Raw genomic sequence first — 16,869 nt, 5'->3', positions numbered from 1 at the left:
GTTGTAGTGAAGATTACGCTTTTTGTCTTTATAGGACTGTTATTTTCTATTGGGATGGTTGTGCCCTCATTTGCTCATACTACTGCTCATGTAGAACAATATGAAATTGAAGTAGGTTGGGGAATTGAACCTCCTGTTGTAGGCATTCGAAATGATTTGGTTCTTAAAATTATTGAAAGAGGAGAAAAAGAAGGTACATTTACAGGAATAACAAGTGCTTTCAAAAATGTTGATGCAACTATAATGTTTGGAGGTGTATCTAAAAAAATTGATATTAATTCTGATGTTAAACCTGGATATTATTTCTCACCAATTATTCCAACTAAAACTGGAACCTATTTGGTAGAACTAAAAGGCGACCTTCGTGGTACTCCAATTGATATTAAAATTCCAGTTGAAGACGTAGAACCTACTGCAGTCTTAGACTTTCCTCCAACTTCTGGTGGAGGTGATACTGACATTGTTGCATTGAAAAATGCAATTTCTTCTTTACAACAAGATGTTTCTAAACTAAGCTCAGGTGAAACTAAAGTTTCTTCTGATGGTGGCGCAGCATATGACTTTGCAATATTTGGGTTATCCATTGCTGGAGCAGCTATCATCTTGGCAATAATATCTCTAGTAAAAAGAAAATAGAAAAAGAGGTATTCCTAAAATCTTGGAACGACTCTAGATTTTGCAGTTACTGCAACTATGCTTATGATTGCAACAGCTAGTATCATCATTGCAATTGTACCAAATTCTGGGACAACTTTTGATGTAGATACTATGCCTGTTGGTCCAGTCCAGCTATCTTCTTCACCTGGTGCTCCAATTCCCAAAGAAACAACTTCAATGTTAATTGGATTTGCATCAGAACCAACTGCATCTATTTGATGAGTTGCTGTGTGTTCCATTGCATGTGCAGTTTCAGTGTAAACTGTTTCACCCTTTTGTGTTGCAGTAATTACATAGTTGACATGTAATTCACTGAACTCAAGTTCTACTTGAGTTCCGCCTTTTACTGCAGAGTCTGTAACTGTTACCATCAAGTCGCCACCCATCATTTCGTCAGCGTTTGCTTCTTGTACTATGATCAGTCCTTGCATCCAAGGATGTACCATACAGAAATATGGTTGTTCACCTACAGTTTCTGGAGTCCATTCGTATGAACCATCTACCATTAGTAGACTTGTATCAAATACACCATCTGGTCCGCCATCTGGAGTTCCTGATGTAAATGTATGTGCTGCACTGTCAGTATTTGTCATGATTACTTTACCACCGACATCTACTGTTGCAGTACTTGGAATGTAACATCCTTCTGCTGTATCTTCACAACCTGGTGCACCAGAACCTGGTGCAGGAGTGATTGTGACTTCTGAATGATCTGCAAAAGCAGCTGGTGTCATAGCGACAATACCTGCTGCGATAGCAAATAGTACGAAGAAAGAGCTTAATGCTTTAGTCTTCATTAAACAAATTACTTGGATGGATACATAAAAACTTCACTGGAATTTCCAGAAATAAAACTAGTTTTTTCTAAACTGGTACAACTTTAGAATCCCAAATACAGGAATTCCTACATACATTCCAATATTTAGTAGAATTATAGATACACCATATCCTAGCATTTCTTGTTCTGAATCAATATCTACATAATTTAACAATGATAATGATGATAACATTGGAGTTAATCCAACTTTTACCATTTCTTTGAAAACTGGATTTTCTCTTTCTAGATCAGCCACACCTGGAGAAAATGAATAATAAAATTGATTAAATCCACTCATAAAAGCAGTTCCAGATTCTGTTGACAAAACAGTATTATCTCTAATTTCTCTTAGTTGTTGAACTTGTGGTGCCATTTCAGAACCATATGCTGCAGTTGCAATTAAACATCCTCCATTTTCTTCGGTAGGTGGAACATCATTATCAGATATAGGTGGTTGAGCATGTGCTTCTCCTACTGTAATATCAAATGATACTGTTTCAGTTGGAATTGGATTAAACAAAATTCCTTCTATTTCAAAATCCATAGAATAAACCCCATCTTCAGGAAATTCAATCTTTAATCCCTTCAAAAAACCCTCTGATGTATGCATTAGATTTGGAGTCTGAAATATAATTTCATTATCTTTTGAAACTTTAATTTTATAATCAATATGTACTTGTGTATTTTTTGTTTTGCCGTTTAGAAAATCTACTCTTATGCTGTTCAAATCTCCTGGAACAATATCATCATAAGATAATTTTACATCTAATGTTCCTTTATCTGTAGATAATGTTTGTTCCTCAGCAAATGCTGGAATAATTAATAATGGAACTAGTAATACTGCAAATAGAAATTTCATACTGATTCTTTGAAAATCACGAATAAAAGTTGTTCTCTATTTTAGAAATAAAAAAATTCTCATGCTTAGAAATCCTGTGCCATCTTTAAATATGGTTTAACCCCAAATTTTGTATTGTATAGCAAGTTTGCATTATTCATTTCAATAATTGGTATTTTCTCAATTGTTACTGTTCTTCCTGATGCATTTGGACATGGACTTGGAGGAGATCAAGCTCCGCCAATAACATTCGGTGATATGAAAGTAACAGTTCGAACTCAATTGAGTCCATCTGATATTACTGTAGGAGAGATTGATTCTGCAAATATGCAAGTACGATTTTTTGATACTTTAACTGATACAAATCTTGACAAAGTTACATATCGAATAGAAGTTTGGCAAAGTGGTGAACTATTAGCTAGAAATCTATTCTACGATCCAGACGGAAGATTAGATGTAAAGATTAAACCAAAAGAAAATTGTAATGAAGCTGATTTAGAAAAATGCTCAATTTATGGCGGTTCTGAACATGTCAGTGCCCCAGGTGCATTATTTGTTCAAGGTGCAGCTTGTACTGATGATAATTTAGATATATGTGCAAGACCATCAATCACAGGTCCAATATTTGTAAAAGGTGGATTATACAAAATTAGAGTTGATATTGAAGCAGCTACTAGTCCAAGAACTGTGCTTGCTAATTTATTAAGTTATGAGACTTATGTCAGTGTAGCACAAGAACAAAACTTTTCTTTTCAAACAGCAAATGCTGAAGAAGTTCCAGTAATTATAAAAACATACTATGATGATGTTGACAATTTTGACTTTAACAAGTCTGATAATTCTATTTCATTTGATATGCCCTTTAATTGGAATCCTGATTATGTTGATTTAGTTCAAGTAGTACATGAAGAAGTAAGAGTTCCTAAATCTTTTACACCTTATGCAGAAGGTAAGCAATTCAAAGGATATGTTAACGGTGTAGAAATAGATCAAAGAGCATTACTAAATGATCCATACTCATATGAAGATACCAATATCGTTCATTTCTTGATTACCAAAAATGAATTACAAAAAATTAATGAAAAATTAGGTTCAAGCAATTATAATAATAAAAAAATGGATTTGAAATTAGTTCCGTTAGATGAGGCATCAAAGAGTTCCACTGAATTTTATCTTGTAGATACTAAAAACTATGAGCAAGTTCCAACCACTGTAAATATTTCATGGGATGGAAAATATGGTGCAAATCAAGAAATTCCATTTGAATTTACATTCTTTAATGAAAATAGAGAACTACTCAAAGATGTAAAATATGCTTATGTTGTTTTAGATGAATTTGATAAAGAAATAGCACGAAATGATGGTGATGATCCAATTAATCCTGGAATAACATCTATTGAAGGATTAGATATTCAAAGAATCTATGTTCCATCTGCAGGACAAATCCGAGTTGACATTCTAGTTTATGGAACAGGATTAGATTATGATCCAACATATGCCGGAATTGGCTCTGCAATTATTGAGATTGGTCCAGGCTCAACGACTATACCTGCGGTTCCTGAAAAAACACCAATCCCTAGTTGGATTAAAAACAATGCAGAATGGTGGGCAGCAGGACAAATAGATGATAACTCATTTGTTCAAGGAATTCAATATTTAATTAAAGAAGATATCATAAAGATTCCTCCAACCACACAAGGCTCTGGCTCTGGCTTAAATGAAATCCCTAGTTGGATTAAAAACAATGCAGAATGGTGGGCAGCAGGACAAATAGATGATGATTCATTCATTCAAGGAATTCAGTTCTTGATTAAAGAAGGAATTATGCGAATACAATCATAGGTTTTTAAATAAATTCTGTAAAGTGATAGTATAATGAAAGACATCAATGATATCATGCCAAAGGTTCCAAACATGAGATGGGGAGCTTTAATGAACAAAGCACCAACTAGTGATAAAGTAAAAGAGATGAACAAAATTTTTCCAGACAATGGAAAGTGGCATACTGTATTTGAAGAACAAGATCAAATTACCATTGATGGAAAAGAAATTAGAAAAAAAGATCCAAACAAGTGGACTTAGATTGAATCATCTAGCATTATTTGCCCTTTTGATATTTTCAACTGTATTTATTTTTGGATTTGATAGTGTTTTTGGTCATGGTGTAGGCAGTGAAACTTTTCCACCTGTTGATCTAAATGGAAAACAAGTAACACTAGAAATTTCATCGTCTAAAAGTGATTCTGAAGCAAGTGATGATCAACAAATTTCTATCTCGATGATTGATTTTGATTCTAAAATAACTTTACGAGATGTTACATTTTTGATAAAATCTTATCGTGGTGAGACTTTTCTATTTGAGCAAGAATTCAAGGCAGATAACGGATTCATAGTTTTTAATTTTGTATCAGAAGATGTAGATGCTGTTGTAATTGAAGAAGAGACTGATAATGGACTTCTTGGCTCTTTGCTAGGCTTTGAAAGCAGAATGGTTCATGTAAAGGGACCGAAACTCAGCGAAGGAGGATTATACAAATTTGATATTAGCATACTTACAGCTGATGACTATTCACAAAAATTGGAAGTACCACTTGTCTTCAATGCTGGAATATCTATTGCTCAAACCACAAAACACAGTTTTGTTGATCCAAACTTTGGAGAGCAAACCATTGATGTAGTTACATACTATGACGAAATTTCAGATTTTCAATATGATTCAAATTTAAAAGAAATCAGTTATTCTATGCCTTTTGAGTGGAGTAAATCTAATATCAACCAAACTTCTGTTGTTCATGAAGAACTTGTAATTCCAAAAACATTTGGTGATTTACTAGTATCTGGATTTTCAATGTATGTAAACGGAGTCAAACTCTCTGATGATATTACAACCATTGATGATTTTTTCTCCGATGGACGTGTTGTTCATTTTATTATTTATCAAAAAGAATTGCTAAATGTATTTGAAAATGGATCTAATCAAAATGAAATGAATTTTGTGATCAAACCAGATCGTGATTATGTTCATTTGAGTTCAGTCACAGAAAATGGGCAGTTTAGAATTTTAGCATCTATGGAACCTGAAAATTTAACATCTAATTCTAATGCAAAGATAATTTTTGATGTAACTGATATTTTCTTAAAGAACAGACCTGTTTCTACAAATTATGATTTTTCAGTTACCCAAAATGAAAAAATAATTTATGAGCAGAGTGGCACTAGTACTGATTCTAAAGATCAACACAACATTGCAGAATTTATGGTCCCTGAAGATGTATCGGGAATTGCTAATCTGAATTTCTATAACTTAGATAACAATAATCTGGCAAAGACTTCGATTCCCATTGTAATTAATCGAGTTGCAAACCAAAATGAAATTTCAATACCTGATTGGATTAGAAACAATGCATTGTGGTGGTCTGAAGAACAAATTGATGATAATACATTCATTCAGGGAATAGAATATTTGATAAAAAATGATATTATTGTAATTCCTCAAACACAACAAGAAATAACTGAAACTCAACAGATTCCCTCGTGGATTAGAAACAATGCAGAATGGTGGGCAGCAGGACAAATAGATGATGAAACTTTTGTTCAAGGGCTAGAGTTTTTAATAAAACAAGGAATTATTCGTGTTTGATCGATTCAAACTCTGACACATGCTCAAAATTAGGATTTTAAATCCTTTTTTTATTTTTAAATTAATAAAATTGGAATTTAAGACCATCAATGGTTAGTTGTTTGGTGACAATTCCAATTGTATTGTATTTTCTAAAATAGTATTTAGGAAACACTAATGATTTGTATGAATGATTTCTACGTGTCTCTTTTATTCAAATATCAATAATTATTTTCAAATAGATAGGATGGAGGCTATTCCCAGACCGTTTACCTCACACCATCTATTTTGCTAAAGATTTTGAAAATGTATCTTGAATTATACAAATAATTTTGATTGAACTTTAATTATACTATCAATATAGAATGGAATAATCTTATTATACAAATTTTATTCAAACAAAGCAACTAATGTTACCATTACGTGATGAAAACCCCCATCCTCCAGGATTCAAACCAAAAATAACCATTTCTTTAATCATCATAAATGTTGTAATATTTTTGTATGAAATAGCTGTAACTGGTCAATTTTGGGAATTTTCTAATCAACAAGCTGCATTGATGTTTTTTGAATGGGGTGCAGTTCCAAGCTGTGTTACTGGTTTTTCATCTGTAATACAACCTGGAATTTTATGTCCAGATATGTCATACGTTTCACTATTTAGTTCTATTTTCATGCATGGTGGTCTGATGCACTTGGGTGGTAACATGTTATTTTTGTGGATCTTCGGTGATAACATTGAACTAAAGTTTGGTAAAGCAAAATTTCTTTTAATTTATTTTGGCTGGGGGATTGGTGCAGGTTTAGCTCACATTGTCATAGATCCAACAAGCTCTATTCCTGCAGTAGGTGCATCAGGAGCAATATCTGGAATACTTGGTGCATATTTAGCAATCTTCCCTAGAGTTAGAATTACCACTTTTCTTATGTTGGGATTTTTCTGGAGAATGATGCATATTCAAGCAAAATGGTTCTTACCCTTTTGGCTAGTCTTTCAAAATCTGTTACCATTTTTCATAGGTGGCTTTGGTGTTGCAGGTGGTGGTGTTGCATATATGGCTCACATTGGAGGATTTGCAATAGGATTTGCAACTGGATATCTGTACAAGAAAACACATAGTTCTGACTATACATATGGAACAAGATACGGTTACAGACCAGACTATTGAAAGAATAAATCGCTGAAATATTCTGAACAAGGTATGCCTTTGATTACAGTATCAATGTATCCTGGTAGAACTCAGGAACAAAAAGACGAATATGCAAAAGCAATAACAAAATCAGCAGTTGAGATTCTAAAAACGAAAGAAAATCACGTAATTGTTGTTTTTGAAGACAATCCTAAGGAAAATTGGTTTTTAGCAGGAAACCAACTTTAATTATTTTTAAAAATATTTGACTGGAAAATATCTCTCCAGTCAAGGGATGACATACACACTATGATCAGTTGTATTGTATAGAATGAATTTACATAATAAGAAAATGGTACATTTCTGATTTGTACCACAAGTTTATCCTTTTATTGCGATATGATTTACTAATGTCATGAAAGTTGCAGTAATTCAATTCAAAGCATCAACTAACAAAGAAGTTAATCTTAAAAAAATTCTTTCATATATTTCAAGAGCTGCATCAAAAAACGCAACACTATGTGCACTACCAGAATTTATGATGTTTTACACAAATTCATCTCAAAATGCAAAACAACTAGCAAGTCTAGCTGAAATGATTAATGGAAATTTTGTTTCAACTATTGCAAAGGCTGCAAAAGAAAATAAAATTCAAGTTATAGGATCATTTTATGAGAAGAGCAGAAAGAAAGATAGAGTTTATGATACTGCATTTATAATTGACAAAACAGGCAAAGTTATCTCTACCTATAGAAAAATTCACCTCTATGATGCATTAGGATTTAGGGAGTCTGATAAAATGATATCAGGCTCAAAAATTACAAAACCAACCAATACATCTATTGGAAAAACAGGCATGATGATCTGCTATGATTTAAGATTTCCAGAGATGTCCAGATCACTTGCATCTGCAGGCTCTGAAGTTTTAGTTGCACCTTCTGCCTGGGTTAAAGGATACATGAAAGAAGAACACTGGATTACATTAAACAAAACACGTGCAATTGAGAATGGATGTTATGTTATTGCTCCAGATCAAGTTGGAAATATTTACTGTGGTCGTAGTCTAGTAGTTGATCCTTATGGAAAAATTTTACTTGATATGAAAAAGAAGCAAGGAATAGGTTTTGTAAATATTGATTTAAATAAAGTAAAACAGACACGAAAACTTTTACCATTACTTAAAAACAGAAGAACAGATGTCTATCCTACTTTGAAAGCTTAGTTTTCCGGCTTTCACAATTAAAGTTACCACATTGTTTAGTCCATTTTTGATTTCGTGAGTAACGAAAGATTATCATTGGCCATTTACACACATCACATGGCATTTTTGTTGCCCTCATTCTTGCTTTTTGTAATAAAGGTGATGATGCTTTACATCCTCCATAAAAGTTTGAACAACCCATGAATCGCTTTCTTGTTGCTTTAGATCTAATCACCATCAACTCCCCTAGTTTGCATTCAGGACATGGAACCAATCCATTTTTTGGAGAATTTGTTCCAAGAATAATGTATTTTTTCTCTTTTGATGACCAAGAGAGAAATCCGTTACTATCAAAATACTGAATTATTTCTTTTTTGAAAATACTGGTTCTAGACTTTGTAGTTTTGACTATATGTCTAATAACCGGTTTTTTGACTTGAACAATTTTGAGATTTGATTTCCTTTGCATTATCTATGATGAATTTACTAAAACAATTTTTATAGGGAAATGGGTCAGTGACATTTGTGGAAAAGGTTTGTGTTCTTGGCGCTGGTAGCACCAAATATGGAAAATTAAGTGAAAGTATTGCAGATATTACTACTCAGGCATCAGTTTCAGCCATAGAAAGTGCAGGAATTTCCCCAAAAGACATTCAAGCATCTTACATTTCAAACGTTTTCGGAGTTGCTGACAAGCAAGTTCACCTTGGTCCTGTCTTAATGAGTAGATTGGGAATTCCTGATAAACCATCATTAACAATAGAGTCTGCATGTGGAAGCGGCTCTGTATCTTTTAGAGAAGCATATGCTAATGTTGCAGCAGGATTTTATGATTGTCTTGTAGTAACTGGTGTTGAAAAAGTAACTCACACTGGAACTGAATGGACGACAACTTACTTTGCATATTGTTCTGACTTTTTTTATGAGGGTCAGGCTGGTGCATCATTTCCAGGTTTATTTGCATCTATGGCAAGAGCTTACTTGACAGAATTTGATGCAACTGAAGAAGACTTTGCAGCAGTTGCAGTAAAGAATCATGATAATGGTTTTCTTAATCCAAAAGCTCACATGCAAAAGAAAATTACAGTTGATGATGTAATGAAATCTGCAGTAGTTGCAAGTCCACTAAAACTTTATGATTGCTGTCCGTTCTCTGATGGTGCAAGTTCTGTTATTCTTTGTTCTGAAAAGTTTGCAAAAGAACATGGTGGTGACTACATAGAAGTAATTGGTTCTGGTAGAGGTGGTTCACCTGCAGCATTACAAGGACGTGAACATATGACTACAATTCCTAGTACAAAGATTGCAGCAGCAGATGCATACAAAATGGCAGGAATCACTGCAAAAGATATTGACTTTGCAGAAGTTCATGATTGTTTTACAATTGCAGAAGTTGTTGACACTGAAGACTTGGGATTCTTTGATAAAGGACAAGGCGTTCAAGCAGTTCGTGAAGGTAGAACAAAATTAAATTCTGATATTTCAATTAATCCTTCAGGTGGTCTTAAATCAAAAGGACATCCAATTGGAGCAACAGGTGTTGGACAAGTTGTAGAAGTATTTGATCAACTAACTGGAAAAGCTGGTGCTAGAACTGTTAAAGATGCAAAAATTGGTTTAACTCATAATTTTGGTGCAACTGGTGCAAGTTGTGCTGTTCATGTATTCCAAAGTGTGTAAAATGACTATTGAAGAACAAGTTATTGAATATGCAAAGCAAGGAAAATTCCTGACTCACAAATGTACTGATTGTGGATTCCTTCATTTGTCTACTGCATATTATTGCCGAAAATGCGGAAGTAAAGGATTTGAAGATGTAATATTAGATGGAGTGGGCTCTATTGCCACATATACCATAATTACAGTGGCTCCTGCAGGCTTTGAAAAATATACTCCATATGCTTTTGTCGTCCTTCAGGTAGATAATACAGATTTGAGAATATCTGGATTTATGGCAGATGTTGCCACCCCAGCAGATTTGCCAGTTGGAACAAGAGCCAAAATTGCTGGTTTTGATGAACGCGGAATTCTCATCGAAAAGCAGTAAAATAATTTGCTTGAATTATTAAAAAAAATCAAAATCTTTTCTTAATAATTTTGTGTATCTGATCATTTCCATGTCAGTAGAAATTACATGTGGTAAATGCGGTGAAAAGATCACAAACATGAAGATGCTAAAATCGCTAAAAGACGTACTTCATCCAACAAATGGGAAATGCCCATCATGTGGACAGAAACTTTCAACATCTGAGTTTTCACTGGATGTTCAAGAAAATTAATACAAATTGATCTTCAATAAAGATCTTTTTACATTTTTAGGAAATATGATCTAAAATCTTAAAAAAATAATCTAGTCACAAGTCTTATTTACTCCTACTCTATAGATGCAATGATGAAACTAAGTAAAGAGGAACTTGAATTAGATATAGATCCCGACTTAGATACAGACCTAGATGCAGATATTGATGATGCAGATCTAGATGTCGACTTGGACTCTGATGACGATTCAGATCCAAAGCGAGGTGGAATATTACAGTCTACTTCAAAACGTGTCAGAATGATTTTCTCTGTCATGGCAAGTCCAAATAGAATTGATATTCTCAGAATCCTGAATTCTAAAGGTCCTTTAACTTACTCTGAACTAAAATCCCTAGCTGGATTCAAGTCAAAAAAAGAAAGTGGCAAATTTGCATACCATTTGAGAAAATTACTTAGACAATCACTTGTTGCACTAAACAAATCTGAAAGACGTTATACCATTACAAATCTTGGAAAACTTGTTCTAAGTTTAGCAAGACAAATTGAAGAAAGATCAATTATTGAAAGTGGAAAAATGTATGTTAGAACATCATCTGAGTCAATTGAGGAATTTAACTCACATAAAATTATTCAATCTCTAGTTCGTGAAGGAAGCCTTCCATTAGAACTAGCACAAAAAATTACTGAAGAAGTTGAAAATAGAATTTACAAATATCAGACTACATATCTTACAGGCGCATTAATTCGTGAAATGGTCAATTCTGTCCTGCTTGAGCATGGCCATGAGGAATATAGGAACAAACTCGCACGCCTAGGTTTGCCTGTGTATGATGTTCAAGAAATGATTTCTAATCTAGATAATGTAGATAATGGTGCTGAAGGCCTCTTGTTTAATGCTGGACAGCGAGTATTTGCTGAACATCTTCTTACAAATATTTTACCAAAAGATGTAGCAGACTCGCATCTTTCTGGCGACTTGCATATTTCAAATCCTGGAATCTGGTCAATGATTCCTGATACAATCTTTGTTAACGTTAAAGAATTAATTGAAGATGGAATTGATCTTGGTGGAAAATATCTTGATGTATCAAGAATTCCTGCATCAAAACAACTTGATGAAATTACAAGTTCATTGTCTGTAGTTATCGCCCTTCTTTCAAAAGAAGCTTCACAAGAAGTTGTACTTGATGGTTTAGTTCCATTATTTACAAAGCATTCAAAGTCACTTCCAGAACTTGAACAAAAATTAACTTTTGCATTTGCAACTGCATCCACAACATCAAAATACAATAAAACTAGCACTAATGTTTCAATTCGCTTGCAACTTGGAACTGATACAAAAATAATTAATTCAATAATTAATGCATACAAAAATTATGCAAAGATAACACCAATTCCAAAAATTGGTTTGGTAATTGATGCTGATAAAGGAAAAGTTACTGATGTATCACAAGCAGTAGCAGAAATTATTTCAATTGGTGGAAAAGTAATGTTTGCTAAAGGCCAAACATCAAGCTATGGAATTACAAATGGATCAACAAAGGCCTCTGGTCCACTTTCAATAACTTTACAATCTGTTTCCATTAATCTTCCAAGATTAGCATTTGAATCAAACAAAGATGAAACTTACTTTAGAGCAAGACTTGCTCTACTAATGAAACCTGCCTTAGCTTCTATGGCATTAAGAAAGAAAGAGATCTCAGATCTTACACGAAGAGGTCTCAATCCAATTCTTGCAAAAAATACACAATACATGCAAAGAAGTTCTGTATCTTTGGTTGTAAATTTGGTAGGACTCAAAGAGGCAGTCTTTAACATACTTGGATTCCAAGACAACAAGGAAGGTCGAGATATTCTTCACAAGGTCATTGAAACTGCAGTTGATGTAGGTGCCAAAAAAGGCAAGGAATTAGGTGATACCGTGGCCATTTCCATGACTGAAACTGAAGGTTCTGCCCGATTTGCAACCCTTGATGGCGAAAAATATGGCAAAAATTCATCTCTAAATTCAATGGAATCTGATTTCTATTCTCAAGGTGTAGTAATCAAAGCATCTGAAGTCTCTGATTATACTAACAAAAGCGAGCCTATCTCTGAGTGTAATAAACTCTCAAAACTACTCAATGGTGGATTACTTGTGACATTAGATATTGACAAAAATGCAAAGATTGAGGCTATCAAAAAATCAATAGAGAAAACTTCTGAACTTACACCTTCATTCAAACTAGTAAGACATACTGCAATTTGTGGTGAGTGTGGTTTCAAAGATGAGCAATTTGATGACAAGTGTCCAAAGTGTAAATCCCCTTACGTTGTCTGAAAATCGTAAATGTTAAACTAGTTCCGATCATTTTTCAAAATTTTTTGATCAGTTTCAGATTTCGCGATCATCGTCAACTGTAAGTAATATTATGCCAATATGATGTTCATAGTAGCGGTGTTAAAAATATTGACCTAATAGCAGAGCAAGATCAAAATTTTTCGAGCACACAAGTTATATCCATATTCATTCTAACCCTTTTGGGGAGATTATAATGGACAATTCACAAATAGAAAATACGATCACTGAGATCCGTAAGCGCAGTGGCGCAGTAACGGCTTTCAATAAAGATAAAATTTCAAATGCCATTTATCGGGCATTGGCAGCCACCTCTAAAGCCGACCGTGGCGTTGCCGACAAACTAGCAAATGATGTAGTTAACAAGTTAGTTGAGCAAGGATTTACTAGCTCTAGATCACCTACAGTTGAAGATATTCAAGATATTGTAGAATCTACTTTAATTGATAGTGGCAATAGCGATATTGCAAAAGCATACATCGTCTATAGACATGAGAGAAGGAAATTAAGAGATGAAAAAATGAAGGTCTTGAATCTAAAGACCCTTGATCCAGTCTCAAAGAAATTTGACTTGAACTGTCTTAGAGTTCTAGCCTCAAGATATCTTTTTAGAAATTCCAAAAGTGAGATTATTGAATCTCCAACTCAAATGTTTGAAAGAGTCGCAATTCTAGTAGGAATTGGTGACATGCTTTATGATTCTCAAATATTTGATAAATCTGGAAATAACAAACAGGATATAGATGAAGCAAAATCTTATCTTGAAAAACTAGATGCCTTTGATTATAAATTCAAAGTTGGAGATTATTTCTTCAACAAATGGCATTTTAGAGCTTTAATCAATCACTATGTGACTCTTGCAAGCAAAGGTCAGATGAAAATAAGTTTCAAAGATCTTTTGACACTCCTAGCAGGAAAGAAACTCGAAGTGTATGCAGATAAAATTACTGAATACTTCCAGATGATGACTGCACAAGACTTTCTACCCAATTCACCAACAATGATGAATGCAGGTGGAAGACTAGGACAGCTCTCAGCATGCTTTGTACTTGGAATGAATGATGGCATGGAAGAAATCATGAAATCAACTTCTGATGCAGCATTAATCTTCAAGTCTGGCGGTGGAGTTGGAATCAATTATTCGGATCTTCGTGAAGAAGGTGATATTGTAGCCTCAACATCTGGCGTTGCATCCGGCCCCGTATCTTTCATGAATATCATCAATACTGTAACTGAAGTTGTAAAACAAGGTGGAAAAAGACGTGGTGCAAACATGGGAATCATTGAAGCATGGCATCCTGATGTTGAAAAATTCATCACAAACAAAACCGAGGCAGGAGTTTTGGAGAACTTCAACATAAGTGTTGGAATCTGGGAAGACTTTTGGCATGCACTTGTAAACACAACTGATGGTAACTATGTCCTACGTAGCCCACGTGACAAAAAACCTGTAAAAGAAATCAATGCACATCAACTAATTGATCTAATTGCATTATCTGCATGGAAAAGTGCAGAACCAGGTTTGATCTTCTTTGATCAAATTAACAAGTATAACGTATTTGCAAAAGCTAGACAAGCCCCACTAAGAGCTACAAATCCATGTGGTGAACAAAGTCTCTATCCATACGAATCATGCAATCTAGGTTCTATCAATTTGGTAAATCTTGCAAAAAGACAAGCAGATGGTTCTTATGAATTTGATTGGCAAGGATATGAAGAGATTATCCGCAAGACAACAAGATTCTTGGATAACATCATTGATGTAAATAATTATCCAGTACCAGAAATCAATGTAGCATCAAAAGAGTCTAGAAGAATTGGACTAGGAGTTATGGGAGTAGCTGATCTGTTATACAGACTAAAGATTCCATACAATTCTAAAGAAGGCTATGAACTACAATCAAAACTATCTGAAGCCCTAACATACTATTCAATGGAAGAAAGTGTTGCACTTGCTAATGCTCGTGGCGAATTCCCATTATGTGCAAAAACAGAATATCCTGAAGGAAAAATCCCTGTGTCTGGATACTATGAGAAACCAAAAGATTCTCATTCTTATGAATGGGATCCACTCATTGAGAAAATCCAAAAACATGGTATTAGAAATGTCTTAACCACTACAGTGGCTCCAACTGGAACACTATCTATGATTGCAGACTGTTCAAATGGAATGGAACCTGCATTTGCTCTAGTGTTTGAAAAGAGAGTTACAGTTGGACGATTCTTCTATACTAACAAGATTCTTGAAGAAGCTCTGAAAGAAGAAGGTCTCTACAGTGATGAAATTCTTGAAAAGATTGCAGACAACTATGGCTCGTTGAAAGGAATTGAAGAGATTCCACAATGGATGCAAGATGTCTTTGTTACAGCAATGGATATCCATTGGGCTGATCATCTAATGGCTCAAGGTGTATGGCAAGATTGGATTGGAAATGCAATTGCAAAAACAATCAACATGCCATATGATGTAACAGTAGAAGATGTGAAATCTGCATATCTATTGGCACACGAAATTGGTCTAAAAGGAATGACTGTTTATCGTGATGGCTCTAGACACAAACAAGTTCTTCACATGACAAACGAGAATGCAACAAAGACGTTTGACGTATCTCCAAGTGATTACATGACTGAATATGTGACTACAAAAATCACCAACCCATACATCAAGTCTCAAGTTAATGCTGCACTTGCATTAAAGGTACATGATGAAGAAATCAAATTAGAACCTCCGAAAATTGAAGAGGTTTCTGAAGATCGTCTATGTCCAACATGTAAAAACAATCTAGTATTTGTTGAAGGTTGTAGTATCTGCATTGAATGTGGATACAGTGGTTGTACTTCTGGATAAATAACAGAATCACAACTTTTTTACTTACTTTTCTTTTTCAATCTACATGGATAAAAAATCCCTAGGCATAATTACAGGCATAGCCGTAATTATTGCAATCGTCTCTGTAATATTGATCACTAATGTTGATGTTGTCTCTAATCAGCAAACAAATGAAAAAATTGGCCTTGTGATCAATTCTCCAAATCAGTCCACAACCTTACAAGAGTTAGACCAGGTTTATTCTGAAGCTTCAGATACTGGAATTGGAAGAAGTAATGTCTATCTATTCTGGAATATAGTCGAACCGATACGTGGAGAATTTGATTGGAAACAATCTGATATTTTGATGGGTATGAATGAAAAAAACAATCTCAAAGTTACTTTATACTTTTCTATAATTAACGGTGAAACACTTGGACCTTTTCCAAATTGGATTGGAAAACCATCCCTTAATTCTATAGGTAAAGACAGAGTTGTTAGTGTACTAGATGAAATATTATCAAGATATGATATTGTAGATACAGTAATTCTTGCAGGACAAACAGAATCACAATTCAGATTCTATGAGCAAAATATTCCTGTGTATAAGGAATTATTCAATGGTGTATATGAAAAAATTAAAGAAAAACATCCTGATGTAAAAATAGGAAATTCATTTGCATTACATCAAGTTTTAAACAAAAATCTGCAATATATCGTAACTGAATTATCTGTTGGTGATTTTGTAGCATTCTCTTATTCACCAGTAGATTCACTTAATGATATTGTAAAAACTCCTGAACAAGCAAAAGAAGAATTACAACAAATCTTTGATTTAGCAGGTGAGAAGAAAGTTGGACTTTTTGAGATTAGCTGGAGTACTTCTGATTTTGTTGGAGGAAGTGACTCCCAACAAAGAGAGTTTGTAGGCAAATCATTTGAATTTTATACAGAAAATGAATCTAAAATAGAATTTTTTAATTGGTATAGGCAATACGATAGGCCTGATGGAACTTGTATAGTTGAAGCGCCTACCATAGGAGAAGATACCCTAACTGTAGGAGGATCTGGTTTTGGAAGTAGTGAACATGTAGCTGAAAGACTAAGTCATTACATTTGTAGTGCAGGGTTGATAGACAATGATGGAAATCCTAAATCTAGTTGGAATGAATTTAAGAAGCAAATTGAAATGATAAACTAA

Annotated in this window: 16 protein-coding genes; 13 read left to right on the top strand and 3 right to left on the bottom strand. The window is 34.1% G+C overall.

Going from position 1 to position 16,869, the window contains the following annotated elements; genetic code table 11:
- Nucleotides 1-6 precede the first annotated feature (6 nt).
- Complete coding sequence (locus tag NSED_RS08975) at nucleotides 7-636, top strand: hypothetical protein (RefSeq protein ID WP_026089990.1); 630 nt, start codon at nucleotides 7-9, stop codon at nucleotides 634-636.
- A gap of 14 nt (nucleotides 637-650) precedes the next feature.
- Here NSED_RS08975 and NSED_RS08970 read toward each other — a convergent pair whose 3' ends face one another.
- A complete protein-coding gene (locus NSED_RS08970; RefSeq protein ID WP_014965943.1) occupies nucleotides 651-1,454 on the bottom strand; it encodes a PEFG-CTERM sorting domain-containing protein in 804 nt (267 codons plus the stop codon).
- A gap of 57 nt (nucleotides 1,455-1,511) precedes the next feature.
- On the bottom strand, nucleotides 1,512-2,333 hold the full coding sequence (locus tag NSED_RS08965; RefSeq protein WP_014965942.1) for a CFI-box-CTERM domain-containing protein: 822 nt from the start codon (nucleotides 2,331-2,333) through the stop codon (nucleotides 1,512-1,514).
- Between the two features lie 114 nt (nucleotides 2,334-2,447).
- Between NSED_RS08965 and NSED_RS08960 the strand changes: the two genes are divergently transcribed.
- The 6 genes from NSED_RS08960 to NSED_RS08935 all read left to right on the top strand — a co-directional run bounded on the left by NSED_RS08960 (nucleotide 2,448) and on the right by NSED_RS08935 (nucleotide 8,283).
- On the top strand, nucleotides 2,448-4,154 hold the full coding sequence (locus tag NSED_RS08960) for a hypothetical protein (RefSeq protein WP_014965941.1): 1,707 nt from the start codon (nucleotides 2,448-2,450) through the stop codon (nucleotides 4,152-4,154).
- Between the two features lie 33 nt (nucleotides 4,155-4,187).
- Nucleotides 4,188-4,394 carry a hypothetical protein gene (locus tag NSED_RS08955; RefSeq protein ID WP_014965940.1) on the top strand — a complete coding sequence of 69 codons (207 nt, stop codon included), beginning with the start codon at nucleotides 4,188-4,190 and terminating at the stop codon, nucleotides 4,392-4,394.
- Entirely contained in the window at nucleotides 4,351-5,952 is a 1,602-nt protein-coding gene (locus NSED_RS08950; RefSeq protein ID WP_014965939.1) for a hypothetical protein, read from the top strand. Before NSED_RS08955 ends, NSED_RS08950 begins: the two co-directional genes overlap by 44 nt.
- A gap of 389 nt (nucleotides 5,953-6,341) precedes the next feature.
- Nucleotides 6,342-7,100: a rhomboid family intramembrane serine protease gene (locus NSED_RS08945; protein WP_014965938.1), complete on the top strand. Its 759-nt coding sequence runs from the start codon at nucleotides 6,342-6,344 to the stop codon at nucleotides 7,098-7,100.
- Between the two features lie 33 nt (nucleotides 7,101-7,133).
- Complete coding sequence (locus NSED_RS08940; protein ID WP_008300807.1) at nucleotides 7,134-7,310, top strand: tautomerase family protein; 177 nt, start codon at nucleotides 7,134-7,136, stop codon at nucleotides 7,308-7,310.
- A gap of 166 nt (nucleotides 7,311-7,476) precedes the next feature.
- A complete protein-coding gene (locus NSED_RS08935) occupies nucleotides 7,477-8,283 on the top strand; it encodes a carbon-nitrogen hydrolase family protein (RefSeq protein WP_014965937.1) in 807 nt (268 codons plus the stop codon).
- On the opposite strand, the gene NSED_RS08930 is transcribed toward NSED_RS08935, so the two are convergent.
- Nucleotides 8,267-8,731 (bottom strand): DNA topoisomerase, encoded by a 465-nt coding sequence (locus NSED_RS08930; RefSeq protein WP_014965936.1) that lies wholly within the window; start codon nucleotides 8,729-8,731, stop codon nucleotides 8,267-8,269. The genes NSED_RS08935 and NSED_RS08930 overlap by 17 nt on opposite strands.
- A gap of 47 nt (nucleotides 8,732-8,778) precedes the next feature.
- Here NSED_RS08930 and NSED_RS08925 point away from each other — a divergent pair, with 47 nt between their 5' ends.
- From NSED_RS08925 to NSED_RS08900, 6 genes are all read left to right on the top strand, one after another.
- A complete protein-coding gene (locus NSED_RS08925; RefSeq protein ID WP_016939996.1) occupies nucleotides 8,779-9,942 on the top strand; it encodes a thiolase domain-containing protein in 1,164 nt (387 codons plus the stop codon).
- A gap of 1 nt (nucleotide 9,943) precedes the next feature.
- Nucleotides 9,944-10,309 (top strand): Zn-ribbon domain-containing OB-fold protein, encoded by a 366-nt coding sequence (locus tag NSED_RS08920; RefSeq protein ID WP_026089991.1) that lies wholly within the window; start codon nucleotides 9,944-9,946, stop codon nucleotides 10,307-10,309.
- A 70-nt stretch (nucleotides 10,310-10,379) separates the two neighbouring features.
- Nucleotides 10,380-10,541, top strand: a complete 162-nt coding sequence (locus NSED_RS10630; protein WP_193353268.1) for an LIM domain-containing protein — start codon at nucleotides 10,380-10,382, stop codon at nucleotides 10,539-10,541.
- Nucleotides 10,542-10,654: 113 nt separating this feature from the next.
- Nucleotides 10,655-12,841: an anaerobic ribonucleoside-triphosphate reductase gene (gene nrdD / locus NSED_RS08910; RefSeq protein WP_014965932.1), complete on the top strand. Its 2,187-nt coding sequence runs from the start codon at nucleotides 10,655-10,657 to the stop codon at nucleotides 12,839-12,841.
- A gap of 214 nt (nucleotides 12,842-13,055) precedes the next feature.
- Nucleotides 13,056-15,707 (top strand): adenosylcobalamin-dependent ribonucleoside-diphosphate reductase, encoded by a 2,652-nt coding sequence (locus NSED_RS08905; protein ID WP_014965931.1) that lies wholly within the window; start codon nucleotides 13,056-13,058, stop codon nucleotides 15,705-15,707.
- A 46-nt stretch (nucleotides 15,708-15,753) separates the two neighbouring features.
- Complete coding sequence (locus tag NSED_RS08900; protein WP_014965930.1) at nucleotides 15,754-16,869, top strand: hypothetical protein; 1,116 nt, start codon at nucleotides 15,754-15,756, stop codon at nucleotides 16,867-16,869.

It is taken from the genome of Candidatus Nitrosopumilus sediminis (assembly GCF_000299395.1).
GTDB lineage: Archaea > Thermoproteota > Nitrososphaeria > Nitrososphaerales > Nitrosopumilaceae > Nitrosopumilus > Nitrosopumilus sediminis.
The sequence above is the reverse complement of the archived record's forward strand: the minus strand, read 5'-3'. Positions and strand labels throughout refer to the sequence as shown.

Excerpts from the sequence above, each read along its gene's own strand:
- NSED_RS08970 (WP_014965943.1), bottom strand. The coding sequence starts at position 1,454 with ATGAAGACTAAAGCATTAAGCTCTTTCTTCGTACTATTTGCTATCGCA.
- NSED_RS08965 (WP_014965942.1), bottom strand. The coding sequence starts at position 2,333 with ATGAAATTTCTATTTGCAGTATTACTAGTTCCATTATTAATTATTCCA.
- NSED_RS08955 (WP_014965940.1), top strand. The coding sequence starts at position 4,188 with ATGAAAGACATCAATGATATCATGCCAAAGGTTCCAAACATGAGATGG.
- NSED_RS08950 (WP_014965939.1), top strand. The coding sequence starts at position 4,351 with ATGGAAAAGAAATTAGAAAAAAAGATCCAAACAAGTGGACTTAGATTG.
- NSED_RS08945 (WP_014965938.1), top strand. The coding sequence starts at position 6,342 with ATGTTACCATTACGTGATGAAAACCCCCATCCTCCAGGATTCAAACCA.
- NSED_RS08940 (WP_008300807.1), top strand. The coding sequence starts at position 7,134 with ATGCCTTTGATTACAGTATCAATGTATCCTGGTAGAACTCAGGAACAA.
- NSED_RS08935 (WP_014965937.1), top strand. The coding sequence starts at position 7,477 with ATGAAAGTTGCAGTAATTCAATTCAAAGCATCAACTAACAAAGAAGTT.
- NSED_RS08930 (WP_014965936.1), bottom strand. The coding sequence starts at position 8,731 with ATGCAAAGGAAATCAAATCTCAAAATTGTTCAAGTCAAAAAACCGGTT.
- NSED_RS08920 (WP_026089991.1), top strand. The coding sequence starts at position 9,944 with ATGACTATTGAAGAACAAGTTATTGAATATGCAAAGCAAGGAAAATTC.
- NSED_RS10630 (WP_193353268.1), top strand. The coding sequence starts at position 10,380 with ATGTCAGTAGAAATTACATGTGGTAAATGCGGTGAAAAGATCACAAAC.
- nrdD (WP_014965932.1), top strand. The coding sequence starts at position 10,655 with ATGAAACTAAGTAAAGAGGAACTTGAATTAGATATAGATCCCGACTTA.
- NSED_RS08905 (WP_014965931.1), top strand. The coding sequence starts at position 13,056 with ATGGACAATTCACAAATAGAAAATACGATCACTGAGATCCGTAAGCGC.
- NSED_RS08900 (WP_014965930.1), top strand. The coding sequence starts at position 15,754 with ATGGATAAAAAATCCCTAGGCATAATTACAGGCATAGCCGTAATTATT.